General features: G+C 38.0%; 19 protein-coding genes. 12 read left to right on the forward strand and 7 right to left on the reverse strand.

Annotation, left to right across the window (positions count from 1 at the left end):
- Positions 1-45: 45 nt before the first annotated feature.
- The 5 genes from rlmB (at position 46) to rplI (ending at position 2,390) form a co-directional block, all read left to right on the forward strand.
- A complete protein-coding gene (rlmB, locus tag AB4J89_RS16755; protein ID WP_165126424.1) occupies positions 46-777 on the forward strand; it encodes a 23S rRNA (guanosine(2251)-2'-O)-methyltransferase RlmB in 732 nt (243 codons plus the stop codon).
- Between the two features lie 163 nt (positions 778-940).
- Positions 941-1,339: a 30S ribosomal protein S6 gene (gene rpsF, locus AB4J89_RS16760; protein ID WP_023583607.1), complete on the forward strand. Its 399-nt coding sequence runs from the start codon at positions 941-943 to the stop codon at positions 1,337-1,339.
- 8 nt (positions 1,340-1,347) lie between these two features.
- On the forward strand, positions 1,348-1,668 hold the full coding sequence (gene priB, locus AB4J89_RS16765; RefSeq protein ID WP_088494001.1) for a primosomal replication protein N: 321 nt from the start codon (positions 1,348-1,350) through the stop codon (positions 1,666-1,668).
- Between the two features lie 4 nt (positions 1,669-1,672).
- Complete coding sequence (rpsR, locus tag AB4J89_RS16770) at positions 1,673-1,900, forward strand: 30S ribosomal protein S18 (RefSeq protein ID WP_000135199.1); 228 nt, start codon at positions 1,673-1,675, stop codon at positions 1,898-1,900.
- A gap of 40 nt (positions 1,901-1,940) precedes the next feature.
- A complete protein-coding gene (rplI, locus tag AB4J89_RS16775) occupies positions 1,941-2,390 on the forward strand; it encodes a 50S ribosomal protein L9 (protein ID WP_023583606.1) in 450 nt (149 codons plus the stop codon).
- 83 nt (positions 2,391-2,473) lie between these two features.
- Here the strand turns inward: rplI and AB4J89_RS16780 are convergent, their stop codons facing one another.
- Together AB4J89_RS16780 and AB4J89_RS16785 are read right to left on the reverse strand one after the other, a co-directional pair.
- A complete protein-coding gene (locus AB4J89_RS16780; protein ID WP_311755572.1) occupies positions 2,474-3,127 on the reverse strand; it encodes a LysM-like peptidoglycan-binding domain-containing protein in 654 nt (217 codons plus the stop codon).
- A gap of 68 nt (positions 3,128-3,195) precedes the next feature.
- Entirely contained in the window at positions 3,196-4,890 is a 1,695-nt protein-coding gene (locus AB4J89_RS16785) for a hypothetical protein (protein ID WP_368470003.1), read from the reverse strand.
- A 236-nt stretch (positions 4,891-5,126) separates the two neighbouring features.
- Here AB4J89_RS16785 and AB4J89_RS16790 point away from each other — a divergent pair, with 236 nt between their 5' ends.
- The 4 genes from AB4J89_RS16790 (at position 5,127) to AB4J89_RS16805 (ending at position 6,885) form a co-directional block, all read left to right on the forward strand.
- Entirely contained in the window at positions 5,127-5,375 is a 249-nt protein-coding gene (locus tag AB4J89_RS16790; protein WP_023583603.1) for a type B 50S ribosomal protein L31, read from the forward strand.
- 10 nt (positions 5,376-5,385) lie between these two features.
- Positions 5,386-5,511 carry a type B 50S ribosomal protein L36 gene (gene ykgO, locus AB4J89_RS16795; RefSeq protein ID WP_006535739.1) on the forward strand — a complete coding sequence of 42 codons (126 nt, stop codon included), beginning with the start codon at positions 5,386-5,388 and terminating at the stop codon, positions 5,509-5,511.
- A gap of 4 nt (positions 5,512-5,515) precedes the next feature.
- Positions 5,516-6,163: a metal-binding protein ZinT gene (gene zinT / locus AB4J89_RS16800; protein WP_088493998.1), complete on the forward strand. Its 648-nt coding sequence runs from the start codon at positions 5,516-5,518 to the stop codon at positions 6,161-6,163.
- 242 nt (positions 6,164-6,405) lie between these two features.
- Positions 6,406-6,885, forward strand: coding sequence for an Hcp family type VI secretion system effector (locus AB4J89_RS16805; protein ID WP_088493997.1), 480 nt, complete (start codon positions 6,406-6,408; stop codon positions 6,883-6,885).
- Between the two features lie 28 nt (positions 6,886-6,913).
- Here AB4J89_RS16805 and AB4J89_RS16810 read toward each other — a convergent pair whose 3' ends face one another.
- The 3 genes from AB4J89_RS16810 to AB4J89_RS16820 form a co-directional block, all read right to left on the reverse strand.
- Complete coding sequence (locus tag AB4J89_RS16810; protein WP_088493996.1) at positions 6,914-7,315, reverse strand: DUF1240 domain-containing protein; 402 nt, start codon at positions 7,313-7,315, stop codon at positions 6,914-6,916.
- The gene (locus AB4J89_RS16815; protein ID WP_127913590.1) at positions 7,308-7,562 is read right to left on the reverse strand and encodes a hypothetical protein; all 255 of its coding nucleotides are present in this window, start codon (positions 7,560-7,562) and stop codon (positions 7,308-7,310) included. Before AB4J89_RS16815 ends, AB4J89_RS16810 begins: the two co-directional genes overlap by 8 nt.
- A gap of 250 nt (positions 7,563-7,812) precedes the next feature.
- Positions 7,813-9,261 (reverse strand): NAD-dependent succinate-semialdehyde dehydrogenase, encoded by a 1,449-nt coding sequence (locus AB4J89_RS16820; RefSeq protein WP_368470007.1) that lies wholly within the window; start codon positions 9,259-9,261, stop codon positions 7,813-7,815.
- Positions 9,262-9,520: 259 nt separating this feature from the next.
- Here AB4J89_RS16820 and AB4J89_RS16825 point away from each other — a divergent pair, with 259 nt between their 5' ends.
- Positions 9,521-10,141: a peptidylprolyl isomerase gene (locus AB4J89_RS16825; RefSeq protein WP_036939421.1), complete on the forward strand. Its 621-nt coding sequence runs from the start codon at positions 9,521-9,523 to the stop codon at positions 10,139-10,141.
- A gap of 142 nt (positions 10,142-10,283) precedes the next feature.
- Entirely contained in the window at positions 10,284-11,024 is a 741-nt protein-coding gene (gene cysQ / locus AB4J89_RS16830) for a 3'(2'),5'-bisphosphate nucleotidase CysQ (protein ID WP_088493993.1), read from the forward strand.
- 53 nt (positions 11,025-11,077) lie between these two features.
- On the opposite strand, the gene AB4J89_RS16835 is transcribed toward cysQ, so the two are convergent.
- Positions 11,078-11,638 (reverse strand): YtfJ family protein, encoded by a 561-nt coding sequence (locus tag AB4J89_RS16835; protein WP_368470010.1) that lies wholly within the window; start codon positions 11,636-11,638, stop codon positions 11,078-11,080.
- A gap of 283 nt (positions 11,639-11,921) precedes the next feature.
- Between AB4J89_RS16835 and AB4J89_RS16840 the strand changes: the two genes are divergently transcribed.
- Positions 11,922-12,128, forward strand: coding sequence for a DUF1107 domain-containing protein (locus AB4J89_RS16840; protein ID WP_069369866.1), 207 nt, complete (start codon positions 11,922-11,924; stop codon positions 12,126-12,128).
- Between the two features lie 79 nt (positions 12,129-12,207).
- On the opposite strand, the gene AB4J89_RS16845 is transcribed toward AB4J89_RS16840, so the two are convergent.
- On the reverse strand, positions 12,208-13,587 hold the full coding sequence (locus tag AB4J89_RS16845) for a hemolysin family protein (protein WP_102949425.1): 1,380 nt from the start codon (positions 13,585-13,587) through the stop codon (positions 12,208-12,210).
- Positions 13,588-13,672: the final 85 nt, after the last annotated feature.

Raw genomic sequence — 13,672 nt, forward strand, 5'->3', positions numbered from 1 at the left:
GTGCCTTTTATTTTTTAATGAGTAAGCACCGCTATGAGCGAAGAAATTATTTATGGTATTCACGCAGTAACCGCATTACTTGAGCGTGATCCTGCACGTTTTAAAGAAGTTTATGTATTAAAAGGGCGTGAAGATCGCCGTTTAACACCTGTTATTCATGAATTAGAAGCACAAGGCATTCTGGTTCAGGTCGCTAATCGTCAATGGTTAGATAGTCAAACTGAAGGTGCTGTTCACCAAGGTATTATTGCTAAAGTAAAACCAGGTCGTCAGTATCAAGAACAAGATTTACCAGACTTGTTAGCTAAAGTCGGTACACCTTTCTTATTAGTGCTAGATGGCGTGACTGATCCCCACAATTTAGGGGCTTGTTTACGTAGCGCAGATGCAGCCGGTGTACACGCTGTTATCGTTCCGAAAGATCGCTCTGCACAATTAAATGCAACAGCCAAAAAAGTGGCTTGTGGTGCAGCAGAAAGTGTTCCTTTAATTAAAGTGACTAACCTTGCTCGTACACTGCGTTTCCTGCAAGAAGAGAACGTTTGGATTGTTGGCACAGCAGGTGAAGCAGACCACACTTTATATCAAAGCAAACTCACAGGCCCAATGGCATTAGTGATGGGCGCTGAAGGTGAAGGTATGCGTCGTTTAACACGTGAGCATTGTGATGAACTGATTAGTATCCCAATGGCGGGTACAGTCTCATCACTTAACGTCTCTGTGGCAACGGGTGTTTGCTTATTTGAAGCGATGCGCCAGCGTATTAATGTAAAATAATCGCTTAGTTTATTTTATTCTCTATACTCCCTTGAGTTTTATTGACCGCGGGGGTATAGTTACGCGTCAATTTTTTCAGTCACAACTTAAACAAGTTCCTTGCCTCCATGGGTGGTGACTGACCCTGACAGGAGGCTGATAAATCCGTAAGGAGCAATATCAAATGCGTCATTACGAAATCGTTTTTATGGTTCATCCTGACCAGAGCGAACAAGTTCCGGGCATGATCGAGCGTTATAAAACCGCTATCACTAATGCAAATGGTCAGATCCACCGTCTAGAAGACTGGGGTCGTCGTCAATTAGCTTATCCAATCAACAAACTGCACAAAGCACACTACGTTCTGATGAACGTTGAAGCTCCGCAGGAAGTGATTGATGAACTGGAAACTACTTTCCGTTTCAACGATGCCGTTCTCCGCAACATGATTATGCGTACTAAACACGCAGTAACTGAAGCTTCTCCAATGGTTAAAGCAAAAGACGAACGCCGTCGTGATATCGCTGATGACCTAGATGATGAAGATGAAGTTGATGATGTAGCAGAGGATTCTGAAGAGTAATTAGTGCTGTGACGGCTAATAATCATTTGGTGCTAACTGGCACAGTGTGCAAAGCATTAATTCGAAAAGTTAGCCCCGCTGGGGTCCCGCACTGTCAATTTGTTATTGAACATCGTTCAATACAAGAAGAGGCGGGATTAAAAAGACAATCATGGTGCCGAATGCCCATTATTGCTAGCGGGAAAGCGTTACAAGCAGTTACTCACAGTATAACGGTCGGCAGCCAAATCACCGTTTCTGGATTCATTAGTAGCCATCAGGCGCGAAATGGATTGTTTAAATTGGTGCTTCATGCCGAGCAGATTGAATTGATAGATTCTGGAGACTAGCCATATGGCACGTTATTTCCGTCGTCGTAAGTTCTGCCGTTTCACAGCAGAAGGCGTACAAGAGATCGATTATAAAGATATCGCTACGCTGAAAAACTATATCACTGAAAGTGGTAAAATTGTACCAAGTCGTATCACCGGTACTCGTGCAAAATACCAGCGTCAGCTGGCTCGTGCTATCAAGCGCGCACGCTACCTGTCTTTATTACCTTATACTGATCGTCATCAGTAATAGGTATATAGTCCATTAATGACTTGTAGAGGATAAGGTAATGCAAATTATTCTGCTTGATAAAGTAGCGAATCTGGGTAGCCTGGGTGATCAGGTTAACGTAAAATCGGGCTATGCTCGTAACTATTTAATCCCACAGGGTAAAGCTGTTTCTGCGACTAAGAAAAACATTGAGTTTTTCGAAGCGCGTCGTGCTGAGTTAGAAGCTAAATTAGCTGAAACTTTAGCAGCAGCTGAAGCTCGTGCAGCGAAGATCAATGCACTGGGTTCTGTCACTATCAGCTCTAAAGCGGGTGACGAAGGTAAACTGTTTGGTTCAATCGGTACTCGTGACATCGCTGATGCAGTAACTGCAGCTGGCGTTGAAATGTGTAAGAGCGAAGTTCGCCTGCCAAATGGCGTTCTGCGTACTACTGGTGACCACGAAGTTCACTTCCAAGTTCACAGTGACGTATTCGCTGAACTGAATGTTATCATCGTTGCTGAATAATCTCTGATTAAACAGTTAATGTTGATAAAGAAAAACGCCAGCTTAGCTGGCGTTTTTTTTTGGATAAATTAAATTGCTTCTTACTATGGTGTGCGGTAATAGCTTCCATCACTCAAACGCGTGTAAGTGATAACCGTACCTGCGCTATTTGTTACTTCCAGCATACTGATATCACCTTGTGGGTTACGCTGTAAACGAATAGCTTGCCCTGAGCGTAATTGGCTTAATGATTTCTGTTGATCTTCTGATTTCGCCATAGAGAATGCATCATTGACCGGAAGTTGATTGTCTCTAAACAGTTGCGCTAAGGTTTGCCCCTCTTTAATGGTATAAGTTTGCCATGTTTGCGCTGGTGTTGATTGAGTGTCTTGTTGTGGTGTTGTTTGAGTCACATTTCCCGCTGGATCATTTGCCGTTGGAGCCTCTATTGATGGAGAAGTTGCGGGATCTGCATTTAAGCTATCTTGCGCTTGAGGGATCGAGGTTTGATAAGTCGGATCATTTGTTGATACTGATGGTGAAATAGGCACAGGAAGATCATGTGTCGATGATGACGGTTGAGGTGGCTCACCATTATTTTCACTTGTTGGCCAAAAAAATACGACCAATAAAACAACAGCAATAACTAGTATTGCCCGACGATGTAAGCCAGGGAATTTGCCCATATTCACCTCATTATTGATCTGTGAATCAGTATTATGAATTGCTGTAACATCTTTTTTATTCCTTGTAGCCATACTAGCACGAACCATGATCCTAACCTGCTCCCTGAATTCTTTTCAGAATTATCTATTCGCTCTAACCGTTAATGTTCTTTATTCCCTTGATGGCTAACTAAAAATAGTTTCATGCGTTGATACACATTTTTATCCGTTTCTATGGTTAAAGCCTGTGTTAATTCACCATAAAGATCATGAGGCAATAATGTGTCAGACCATGTTGAAAGAACATTCAGCGCCATATTTCTATCACGCAATGTCGGACTACGTAATTGCCTTTTGATAAGTGACCAGCCGATACCGGGAAAACCACCAAGATCTTGCATAATATATTCAACGGCATGATGGGGCTGATATTCAGAGTAGGTAGTTATTAATGGATCATCTGTGCTATCTAATGCTGTTAATTCAATTTGTTGTTCTGCAAGTTTAACTACTCTTTCTATTTTGTGAGAAGCATCAGTTTGCATTAATTGGTACCACCAATCCGCATTGGGATTATCTTTTTGTAGTGAAAAGAGCAATTCCCAGATATCAAGGCGAAGAGATTTAGCGACAAGGCTTGCTTGGTAATTTTTTGAGCGAGATGGATTTTGTAATGCTTCAATAATGAGAGTTGACCATTCAGGTTTTTGGATAATATTTTGTGAAGCAGAGATAATTTGTTGTTGGCAATGATCGTTCCAGCCGAGAGACTCAAGTAATAACCAGTCTTCACCACTGTTTTGCACAAAGTCTGCGATTTCACAGACACAATAAAGGAGCTTTAATTCTTTTGGAGGCAAAGTATCGACTTGTGAAATAAAAGCGTTGCATGCTTGGGCACCTTCTACATAATCGTAAATATCTTTTGCGGGACCGCCATTAAGCAGTGCACGTAAAAGATCACTAGAACCAAGCAATAGCTCGTTATCTAAAGGATGCGTATTTAGCATCTCTAATAGTGCCCCTTTTGTGACACAGTCATAGGCGACATACTCTGTCATTACATTGTTTTTATATCCTTCAGTCAGCAGCCAATAGCGATTATTAACAGATAATGTTGAAGGTAGATGTTCGATAAACTGGATACGTCCCCAGCCCTTAGTTCGTTGACCTAGAGAGTGTAAAAAAGGCTCAAATTCTTCACAAGAAAGGCGCTGTTTTAGCGAACGAATAGCATAAAGTGTAAATTCAGGGTGTAGGGAAAACAATAAAAGTAAACGCTGAGAGGCGCTATCATTAAACGATCCTAATAGTCCTAAAGCTATTTTGATAGGATTCTTGTCAGGACTTAACTTTAAGATCCACAAGATCAATTGAAAATAGATCTCATGATTAATCAGTGCTTCATCTTGTTCTATTTTGTCTATCAGATGCGAAAGATAGGTAATAGGGGCGAGTTTATCTTGGCAGGCAATTGAGTAAAAAGAAGCAACATGCTCTTTATCAGGTAAAAGAACGACATGTTTTATTGCATGATAAAGTGACAGCGAAAATTCTTCACATGCCTTTTGAGAAGGCTGTTGTTCAATTGCTCGACCTATTCGTTGGTGCAAAATAATACCTTCCCGAGCACCGGCTGACCAACTAAAAGGTATCGAATCATCATCAGCTTTTGTTTTTAAGTGAGCGTCTGACAATAGATTTAATTCATCAAGCAAAGGTGTATCACCTATTTCATAAGGTGCTAACAGCGAAAGAATTGAAGGAACAGAAGAAGGATAAACGTTAGGAAAGTCTATTGTGAGGTCGATAGACAGAGGTGACTTACTGAAAAGCTTATCGCGCCAATTAGTCATAATAAATCCTATTTGTTTTGCCGTCTTAGTATAACTTTAGCGGAAAATAGGAAAGCTGGACAAAAAAAGCCAGAAAACCCACCTATATCACTTAAAAGAGACTTACCTCAAACACACTTCCCTTCTTGAGATAGAAAAACAAATCAAAAAAAACTGGTCAATAAAATTAAAAAGCGGTACATTAGCGCAATTCAATATTGTTATATTATAACATTGCAAATAAGGCGGGGTTTATTATGAAACTGGGTATTCATCCTCAATATCGAACAGTGATTTTCCATGACACTAGTGCAGATGCTTATTTTAAAGTGGGTTCGACCATCCAAACGGAAAAAACAATAGAGTATGAAGGGCAAACATATCCTTATGTAACACTAGATGTTTCCTCTCAATCACACCCATTTTATACCGGTAAACAAAAGACACATTCTCAAGAAGGTAATGTGGCACGCTTTAATAAACGTTTTGGTCAATTTATTAAGTAAGGAAGAAAGAATGCAGGTATTAAGTTCGTTGAAAAGCGCTAAACAACGCCATCCAGATTGCAAAGTGGTGCGTCGCCGTGGTCGTCTTTATGTAATTTGTAAGTCAAATCCACGTTTTAAAGCCGTTCAGGGGTAAGATTATGCAAAAACCAGTCCTTTCTTGTGTTTTAATTATGGGGCTATTGGGTAGTGCAATGTCAGTTTTAGCACATGGGCACCATCATGAAAAAGTACAAACACAAGCTCAACGAGATGCCGCTAATGGAATTTTTGAAGGTAAGGATGTTCTTGATCGCCAACTCAGTGATTGGGATGGTGTATGGCAATCTGTAGAGCCTTATCTTCTCAGCGGTGAATTAGATGAGGTGTTGCAAAAGAAAGCGGAAACAAAAAAAGATAAAACGGTTGAAGAGTACCGAGCTTACTATACACAAGGCTATAAAACTGATGTGGATATGATTGGTATTGAAAACAATATCATTGAGTTCCACCGTGGAGAGAAAGTCGATAGCTGTGAATATCACTATGATGGTTATCGTATTCTGTATTATGAGTCGGGTAAAAAAGGGGTACGTTATCTTTTCCGCTGTGATGATGCCAAAAGCCAAGCGCCCAAATTTATTCAATTTAGCGACCACATTATTGCACCAGAGAAAGCAGGGCACTTCCATTTATATATGGGCAATACATCGCAAGATGAATTACTTAAAGAATTAAGTAATTGGCCAACATATTACCCTTATTCGATGAAAGCAGATGATATTGTTCACGAAATGCTTTATCACTGATTTAAGTGGAATAAATAGAAAATAAAATAATAAAAATCTTTAGCAAAGGAGTGCTAGATTTTTTTTAATTAATTATTTGATATAAAAAGAACAATAAAATAATTCATGTGAAAGCCATTTGATTAGTAACTATACTTATGTTTATTTGGTGATAAAATAAATTATATCAAATTAAGTTTCTTCATTTTTATTATCTAATATATGTAATTAATTATTGATTAATTTTTTTAAAAGGAATTTTTATGGCATATCCTATTTATCTAACTTTAAAAGGAAAAGTCCAAGGGTTAATTTCTGTAGGTTGTTCATCTCTTGATTCGATAGGAAACCGTTACCAACTTAATCATGAGGATGAAATTCAAGTTATTAGTTTAAATAATAGTTCTGTTCGTGCACAAAATGCATCTTATCAACCAGTTATATTTACTAAGCCTATAGATAAATCATCACCATTACTTTCAACAGCTTTAGATAATAACGAAGTCTTAGAAGCAATATTCACTTTTTATAGAACAAGCCAACATGGGCAACTTGAAAAATATTATGAAATTAAATTGACTGAAGTTTCTCTAATTGAGGTTTCTGATATTTTTCCTGATTCAATAAATGATAATGAATCAATGCCATATCAACGTATTCAAATGAAATACACCTCAATATCCAGGGTTCATTTGGTTGCTAATACATCAAGTTATAGTATTAACAGTGATATGATTAAATAAGCTTTAGTTCATTATTAAAAGATATGTGCTATTTACACATATCTTTTGATATAACATATTCACTTGGTGCAAAAATTGATTGTTTATAACAAATATAATACCCCTTAGAGACTAAATCATATCTGACATAAAATGAAAAAAAGAAACTGAAAATAATACCTGCTATTGCCATAATTGCGAGGTAACCAGCTATTTTATTATTCATTTTTTGTGTTTTTTTCTTATATGCACAAATAAAAATCAAATAAGAAAAATATATTAATAGGGGAGAACCAAAACACAATAATGCTGTCTGGAAAGAGAATAATATACGTTCTTTCATTGAAAAATATTCAATGTAATATGATATTGAAAAATAAAAACAAAAAATAGATAATAAAAAAACAAATAAAGAAGTTAAAAATAATTTCAGTGGGCTTATTTTATCCACGGCTAAGTCTTCCCCATTGTGTGAAAAACTGATCAGGGTGATAAGGTGTTTCAGGTTTATTTTCTCGATAAGATTTTAGATTTTTAATTATGGTTTCACTGATCTTAAATTCATCATCTAATTTATATAGGGCAACTGCTATCACTAACCCCACAACAAATACACCTAAAGCAACGACTATAACACTTGTTCCTGCCGTTAATGCCGCTGTTACGATACTACCAGTTAGTAAAGTTGTCATTTGCATACTAATAGCCAATTTTGCCATATCCATAGTGATATTTACGAAAAAATTAGTTAGCTTAACAACAAGTGTGCTTTTATTTTTTATTATGTAACACTCTATTTTGATTATTTTTATTATTTACTTTAAGTAGATAGTATCCTTCACTATAAAAGAAGTTATTTTAATATTTTTTGATAATAAGAAAAAATAGTAAGGGAAAAAGCAGTAGCATCCATGCTGACTTACTTTTATAAGTTGGGTTAAAGGTTATTTATAATCCTTGGCAGAGATATTTCATCTCCATATAATCTTCAATACCGTGTTCAGAGCCCTCACGACCTAAACCTGATTGTTTAATACCACCAAATGGTGCAACTTCATTGGAAATTAAACCGGTGTTAATACCCACCATGCCGTATTCTAAATTTTCAGCAACACGCCAAATACGTTGTGGATTTTCACTATAAAAATAAGCGGCTAAGCCATAAATGGTATTATTAGCTAAATGCACCACTTCATCTTCATTTTCAAAAATAACTAAAGGTGCAACAGGGCCAAATATTTCTTCTTCAAGGATATGGCTATCAGCAGGAACATTGCCAACAACGGTAGGTTGGAAGAAGTTCTCACCCGCTTTGTCATTATCTCCGCCACAAAGCAGTGTTGCACCGCGTTTTAATGTATCAGCAAGCAATGATTGTGATTTTTCAACAGCTTTACGGTTAATGAGAGGTCCAATAGTGACACCTTCTTCAAAACCATTCCCCACTTTGAGTTTTTTAACGGCGGCAACAAAGCGTTCGCTAAATTGTTGATAAACATCTTTATGAATATAAAAACGGTTAGCGCAAACACAGGTTTGTCCTGCATTACGGAATTTTGCTCCCATAGCACCTTCAACTGCTTTATCAATATCGGCATCGTTAAACACGATAAATGGTGCATTGCCACCTAATTCCAAAGAGACTTTTTTTACACTATCTGAACACTGGCGCATTAATAAACGTCCAACACCCGTAGAGCCAGTGAAACTTAATTTGCGAACACGGCTATCAGAGGTAAAGACTTCGCCAATTTTAATGGCATCTCCGGTTACAATATTAATAACACCAGCGGGAATGCCTGCTTGAGCCGCTAATTCTGCTAAAGCCAGTGCAGTATAAGGTGTTTCATTGGCAGGTTTAATTACCATAGTACAACCCGCTGCTAATGCAGGAGCCGCTTTGCGGGTGATCATTGCAGCCGGGAAGTTCCAAGGTGTAATAGCAGCACAGACACCAATACCTTGTTTGATCACCATTAAGCGTTTATCAGCAGAAGGGGAGGGAATAATTTCACCGTTGGTTCTCTTACCTTGCTCTGCAAACCACTCAATAAAAGAAGCTGCATAAGTAATTTCACCTTCAGCTTCAGCAACGGGTTTACCTTGCTCAAATGTCATTAACTCAGCAAGTTTTCTTTTATTTTCAGTAATTAATCTAAACCAATTTTGCAATAATGCTCCACGCTGATGTGCTGTGAGTGCACGCCATTTTGGTAAGGCTTTTTGTGCTGCATCAACAGCCATTATTGCTTCTTGTGTTGCCATATTGGGGACTGTACCCAGTAAAGTACCCGTTGCAGGATCGACAACATCAACAGTTTCGTTATTTTTAGCATTACACCAAAGACCATCAATATAGCCTTGTTCGCGGAAATAGGGATTTGTCGTTATCTTCACTTAATACCTCTCTGAACACATATATATTGATATTTATAAGGCTAGGCAGTTTTGTGCCTGTTTATAATTATATGCCTGTGTTGCGATGTTGTGAAAATAAGTATGACAAATACCAATAAAAAACGTCAAAAACACGATAAATAGCGTCAATTACTCCTGTTTTTAATGAATAATTCCCATTACTCAAGACAGAAGGTTTACGCTGTACCTTACCACTGTTATTCTTGGATCTAACTTTCATAAAAAACAGGTATTTTTCATGTCAAAACCATCATTTGATTCTATCGAATCACAGGCAAGTTACGGTATTGGTCTGCAAGTCGGTCAACAACTGACTGAATCAGGTCTTCAAGGATTAGAGCCCGCAGCACTGTTAGCTGGCCTGACCGATGCATTAGAAGGTAATGCACCTTCTGTACCTGTTGAAACATTACACAATGCCTTACGTACTATGCACGAGCGTGCTGAAGCTGTTCGTCAAGAACGCCAAGCGGAGTTAGCTGATGCTGGTAAAATTTTCTTAGAAGAAAATGTGAAAAATGAAGGTGTTCAAGTTACAGAATCAGGCTTACAGTACAAAGTACTGACTGCGGGTGAAGGTGCAATTCCAGCGCGTACTGATCATGTTCGTGTTCACTACACTGGTCGTTTAATTGATGGCACTGTGTTTGATAGCTCAGTTCAACGTGGTCAACCTGCTGAATTCCCAGTAAATGGCGTTATCGCAGGCTGGATTGAAGCATTAACATTAATGCCAGTAGGTTCAAAATGGGAATTATATATTCCTTACCAATTAGCTTATGGCGAACGTGGAGCAGGTGCGGCTATTCCTCCATTCGCTACATTAGTATTTGAAGTAGAATTATTAGAAATTTTATAATTTCTTATTCTGCGGTAAATCAGAGTAAAAAATAGCCGGTTTTTGCCGGCTATTTTTGTCTCTGAACTAAAATAAAGAGACAGTAGGGTAATTAATTTTTATAAGAGAAGTTATCTGCTTATAGAAATAAGAGAGGTGCATTATGTTAGAACAAGTCAGCAAATTAGCTCGCCAAGCAGGTATGGCGATAATGCAAATCTATCAGCAATCAGAGCCTATCCAAGTACAGGAAAAAAGTGATAATTCACCTGTCACAGAAGCTGATTTGGCCGCTCACCAAGTTATCAAACAAGGACTTGCTTCTATTGCCCCAGATATACCTCAATTATCTGAAGAAGATCCCCCTGAATGGGAAGTACGTCGTCATTGGGATCGTTATTGGCTGATTGACCCTCTAGATGGAACTAAAGAATTTATCAGTAAGAATGGTGAGTTTACGGTAAATATTGCCTTAATTGAAAAGGGTATTCCTGTTTTAGGGGTTGTCTATGCGCCGGTTCAAAATGTGTTATATGCAGCGGCAAATAAACAGGCATGGAAAGAAGTGTGTGGACAGCGATTACCTATCCATGCAAGTCGTGCAGAGCCGCCAGTAATTGTGATTAGCCGTTCTCATCAAGATGATGAATTAAAAGAATACCTCTCACAACTTGGCGCACATCAAACCGTTGCTGTTGGTTCATCTTTGAAGTTTTGTTTAGTTGCTGAAGGTAAAGCACAGCTTTATCCTCGCTTTGGACCTACACATACTTGGGATACCGCGGCAGGTCATGCTGTTGCGATTGCTGCGGGCGCACACGTCACAGATTGGAAAGGGGTAACGCTAGATTATTCCCCAAAAGAGTCGCTGATAAATCCAGGATTTAGAGTTTCTATCTTTTAGTGACACTTTATGAAATCGGAGCCCTTTATTTAATAAGGGCTCTGACACAGAAATTATTCTTTAATTAAATCGTTGATAAGATTGATTGCAGTTGTGATTTCTGCACCACTTAATACACCTTCTTTGACGAAACGGACTTTGCCTTGTTTATCTAAAATAACAATAGCTGAACTCTCTTTTTCTAATCCCCAGCCTTTTAATGCTACACCATCAGCATCAACAATAAACTGTGACCAAGGAAACTCTTTTTTACTGTCTTCAACACTGCCGCGAACAAATGGGCCTGTACCAAACACCGCATCATCAGTATTAATAATTGTTGTAGTCTGATAACTGTTATGTGGGAATTTAGCCAGTTTTACGGCATCGATAAACGGTGCATTCATCTCCTTAGCTTTGCTACGTCCTGCTATATGCTGAACAGTACGTACTTTTCCACTAAGCAGACCACTATTCCAATTTTGGTAGCTAAACTTATCTTTGGTTGTGTCATAAAGTAGCTCACCTTTGTCATTGATTGTGACAGCGGGAAGTACTGTATTTTCAGTGATGTTATGTGCAAATGCCCATGTGGATGTGCTGAGTAAAAGTGCAGCTAAGGTTATTTTGTGCATAGCCATGATCCTATTATTGAAATCGACGTTAGATTCTATCTAAGCATAGAAGCTAGTGGAGAATAATACCTCATCGCTGATACATTTATTTAACATTGAGTGGGTAAAATAACGCACACGCTATCTTTATTTATATTCTTTACTGTCAATAAATGTAAAAACAGATAAGAAAATCAAATAAGTTGAACCTAGTACTTATAATTAGGTCTTTAAATTTGATATATAAAGATAAGTCTTTATGACTTATTAAACTCAACAACGAGCATGGGAGACTAACTGAAAGATGAAAATCTTCAATCGCTATAACCCTGAAAAAATTGCTCTCTACGTTAAGACATTATTTCGTGGACGGTTTTACATCAAAGGAATGGGTGCATTTGAATTCGATTACGGTAAAATTTTATTACCTAAAATAAGAGATAAGCTACATTTTAATGTCATGAGTGAAGTGAACCAGCAGGTCATTTTACTGAAAGCAGAAATGGGCTAACTTTTATCTGATAGATAACTGAGTCTTTCTCGTGAATATCTTCGATAAGACTCAGTTATTAATTTCGAATTGTTACTTGTTAGCTTACCGTTTTATTTTCATCTGTCTTGATATCGACTTCTGTTGTTGTCTGTATAACAGGAACATGTTCTTGTAAAATCGGCTTAACAGGTGGAATATCATCAACCTTTGTCACAAGTAATTGATCTATTTTGTAATTATCAATATCGACAACTTCAAATTTGTATCCTGAAAACTTCACATAATCAGTGCGTTTTGGAATTTTACGTAAGCGATACATCATAAAACCTGCGATGGTTTCATAGTTACTTGAATCTGGGAAATCGTCGATATCAAGTACACGCATTACATCATCAATTGGCGTACCGCCTTCAACTAACCATGAGTGCTCATCACGACTCACAATTTGCTCTTCTTGTCCCGGTCCAATTAAATCGCCCATTAAGGTTGTCATCACATCATTTAGTGTAATAACCCCCATCACCATCGCGTATTCATTGAGGATAATGGCAAAGTCTTCACCGGACGTTTTAAAGCTTTCCAACATATCTGAAAGCGTTAATGTATCAGGAATAATCAGAGCCTTACGGATATGAACACCATCATTGAGATTTAAGCTTTGCCCGTTAATAACGCGATTAAGCAGCTCTTTAGAATCAACATAACCAATAATATGGTCGATATCACCTTCACAAACGAGGAACTTAGAGTGAGGTTGAGTGGCAATTTTTTCTTTGATATCGCCTTCAGTTTCTTCACGATCAAAATAGACCACATCTTCTCGAGGTGTCATTGCCGACGGTACGGTACGTGACTCTAATTCAAAAACATTTTCTATCAGCTCATGCTCTTGTTTACGTAAAACTCCAGCAACAGCACCAGCTTCTACAATGGCAAAAATATCATCAGAAGTAATATCTTCATTTCTTACCATTGGGATTTTAAATAATTTGAAGATGAGATCTGCCATGCCATTAAATAACCAAACCAGAGGGCGGAAAAAGGCAAGGCAGAAACGCATTGGGTTCACAATTCTTAATGCGATAGCTTCTGGTTTTATCATACCAATGCGTTTTGGCGTTAAGTCAGCCAATAAAATAAACATGGATGTGACAATAATAAAGGAACAAATAGATCCAAGCTGTTGCGCTAATGGCTCTTCAAAAAATTGTAGGTAAAAGCTTTTTAACGAAGGGGAGAAAGCAGATTCGCCAACAATACCTGCTAGGATAGCGACGGCATTTAATCCAATTTGCACAACGGTAAAAAACATGCCTGGCATTTCTTGCATTTTTAATACACGTGCGGCGTTAATATTGCCCTCATCAACAAGTTGTTTGAGTTTAATTCGACGAGAAGCAGCAAGAGAGATTTCAGACAGCGAAAAAAAGGCGCTGATAGCACAAAGCAAAAGCACAATGAGTAAACTATTAAGCATATAAGGCTCACACCACCCCAAGTATTTAATCCAAAGGGTAATACTAGAGTGTTAAAAATAGAAGATAAATCAATATATTGTGATG

The sequence above is a fragment of the Proteus sp. STS61-E genome (genome assembly GCF_040932335.1).
Taxonomy (GTDB): domain Bacteria; phylum Pseudomonadota; class Gammaproteobacteria; order Enterobacterales; family Enterobacteriaceae; genus Proteus; species Proteus mirabilis_B.

What these genes read in the sequence shown, in the direction of transcription:
- rpsF (WP_023583607.1), top strand. Translation starts at nt 941, where the DNA reads ATGCGTCATTACGAAATCGTTTTTATGGTTCATCCTGACCAGAGCGAA.
- rpsR (WP_000135199.1), top strand. Translation starts at nt 1,673, where the DNA reads ATGGCACGTTATTTCCGTCGTCGTAAGTTCTGCCGTTTCACAGCAGAA.
- rplI (WP_023583606.1), top strand. Translation starts at nt 1,941, where the DNA reads ATGCAAATTATTCTGCTTGATAAAGTAGCGAATCTGGGTAGCCTGGGT.
- AB4J89_RS16780 (WP_311755572.1), bottom strand. Translation starts at nt 3,127, where the DNA reads ATGGCTACAAGGAATAAAAAAGATGTTACAGCAATTCATAATACTGAT.
- AB4J89_RS16785 (WP_368470003.1), bottom strand. Translation starts at nt 4,890, where the DNA reads ATGACTAATTGGCGCGATAAGCTTTTCAGTAAGTCACCTCTGTCTATC.
- AB4J89_RS16790 (WP_023583603.1), top strand. Translation starts at nt 5,127, where the DNA reads ATGAAACTGGGTATTCATCCTCAATATCGAACAGTGATTTTCCATGAC.
- ykgO (WP_006535739.1), top strand. Translation starts at nt 5,386, where the DNA reads ATGCAGGTATTAAGTTCGTTGAAAAGCGCTAAACAACGCCATCCAGAT.
- zinT (WP_088493998.1), top strand. Translation starts at nt 5,516, where the DNA reads ATGCAAAAACCAGTCCTTTCTTGTGTTTTAATTATGGGGCTATTGGGT.
- AB4J89_RS16805 (WP_088493997.1), top strand. Translation starts at nt 6,406, where the DNA reads ATGGCATATCCTATTTATCTAACTTTAAAAGGAAAAGTCCAAGGGTTA.
- AB4J89_RS16815 (WP_127913590.1), bottom strand. Translation starts at nt 7,562, where the DNA reads ATGCAAATGACAACTTTACTAACTGGTAGTATCGTAACAGCGGCATTA.
- AB4J89_RS16825 (WP_036939421.1), top strand. Translation starts at nt 9,521, where the DNA reads ATGTCAAAACCATCATTTGATTCTATCGAATCACAGGCAAGTTACGGT.
- cysQ (WP_088493993.1), top strand. Translation starts at nt 10,284, where the DNA reads ATGTTAGAACAAGTCAGCAAATTAGCTCGCCAAGCAGGTATGGCGATA.
- AB4J89_RS16835 (WP_368470010.1), bottom strand. Translation starts at nt 11,638, where the DNA reads ATGCACAAAATAACCTTAGCTGCACTTTTACTCAGCACATCCACATGG.
- AB4J89_RS16840 (WP_069369866.1), top strand. Translation starts at nt 11,922, where the DNA reads ATGAAAATCTTCAATCGCTATAACCCTGAAAAAATTGCTCTCTACGTT.
- AB4J89_RS16845 (WP_102949425.1), bottom strand. Translation starts at nt 13,587, where the DNA reads ATGCTTAATAGTTTACTCATTGTGCTTTTGCTTTGTGCTATCAGCGCC.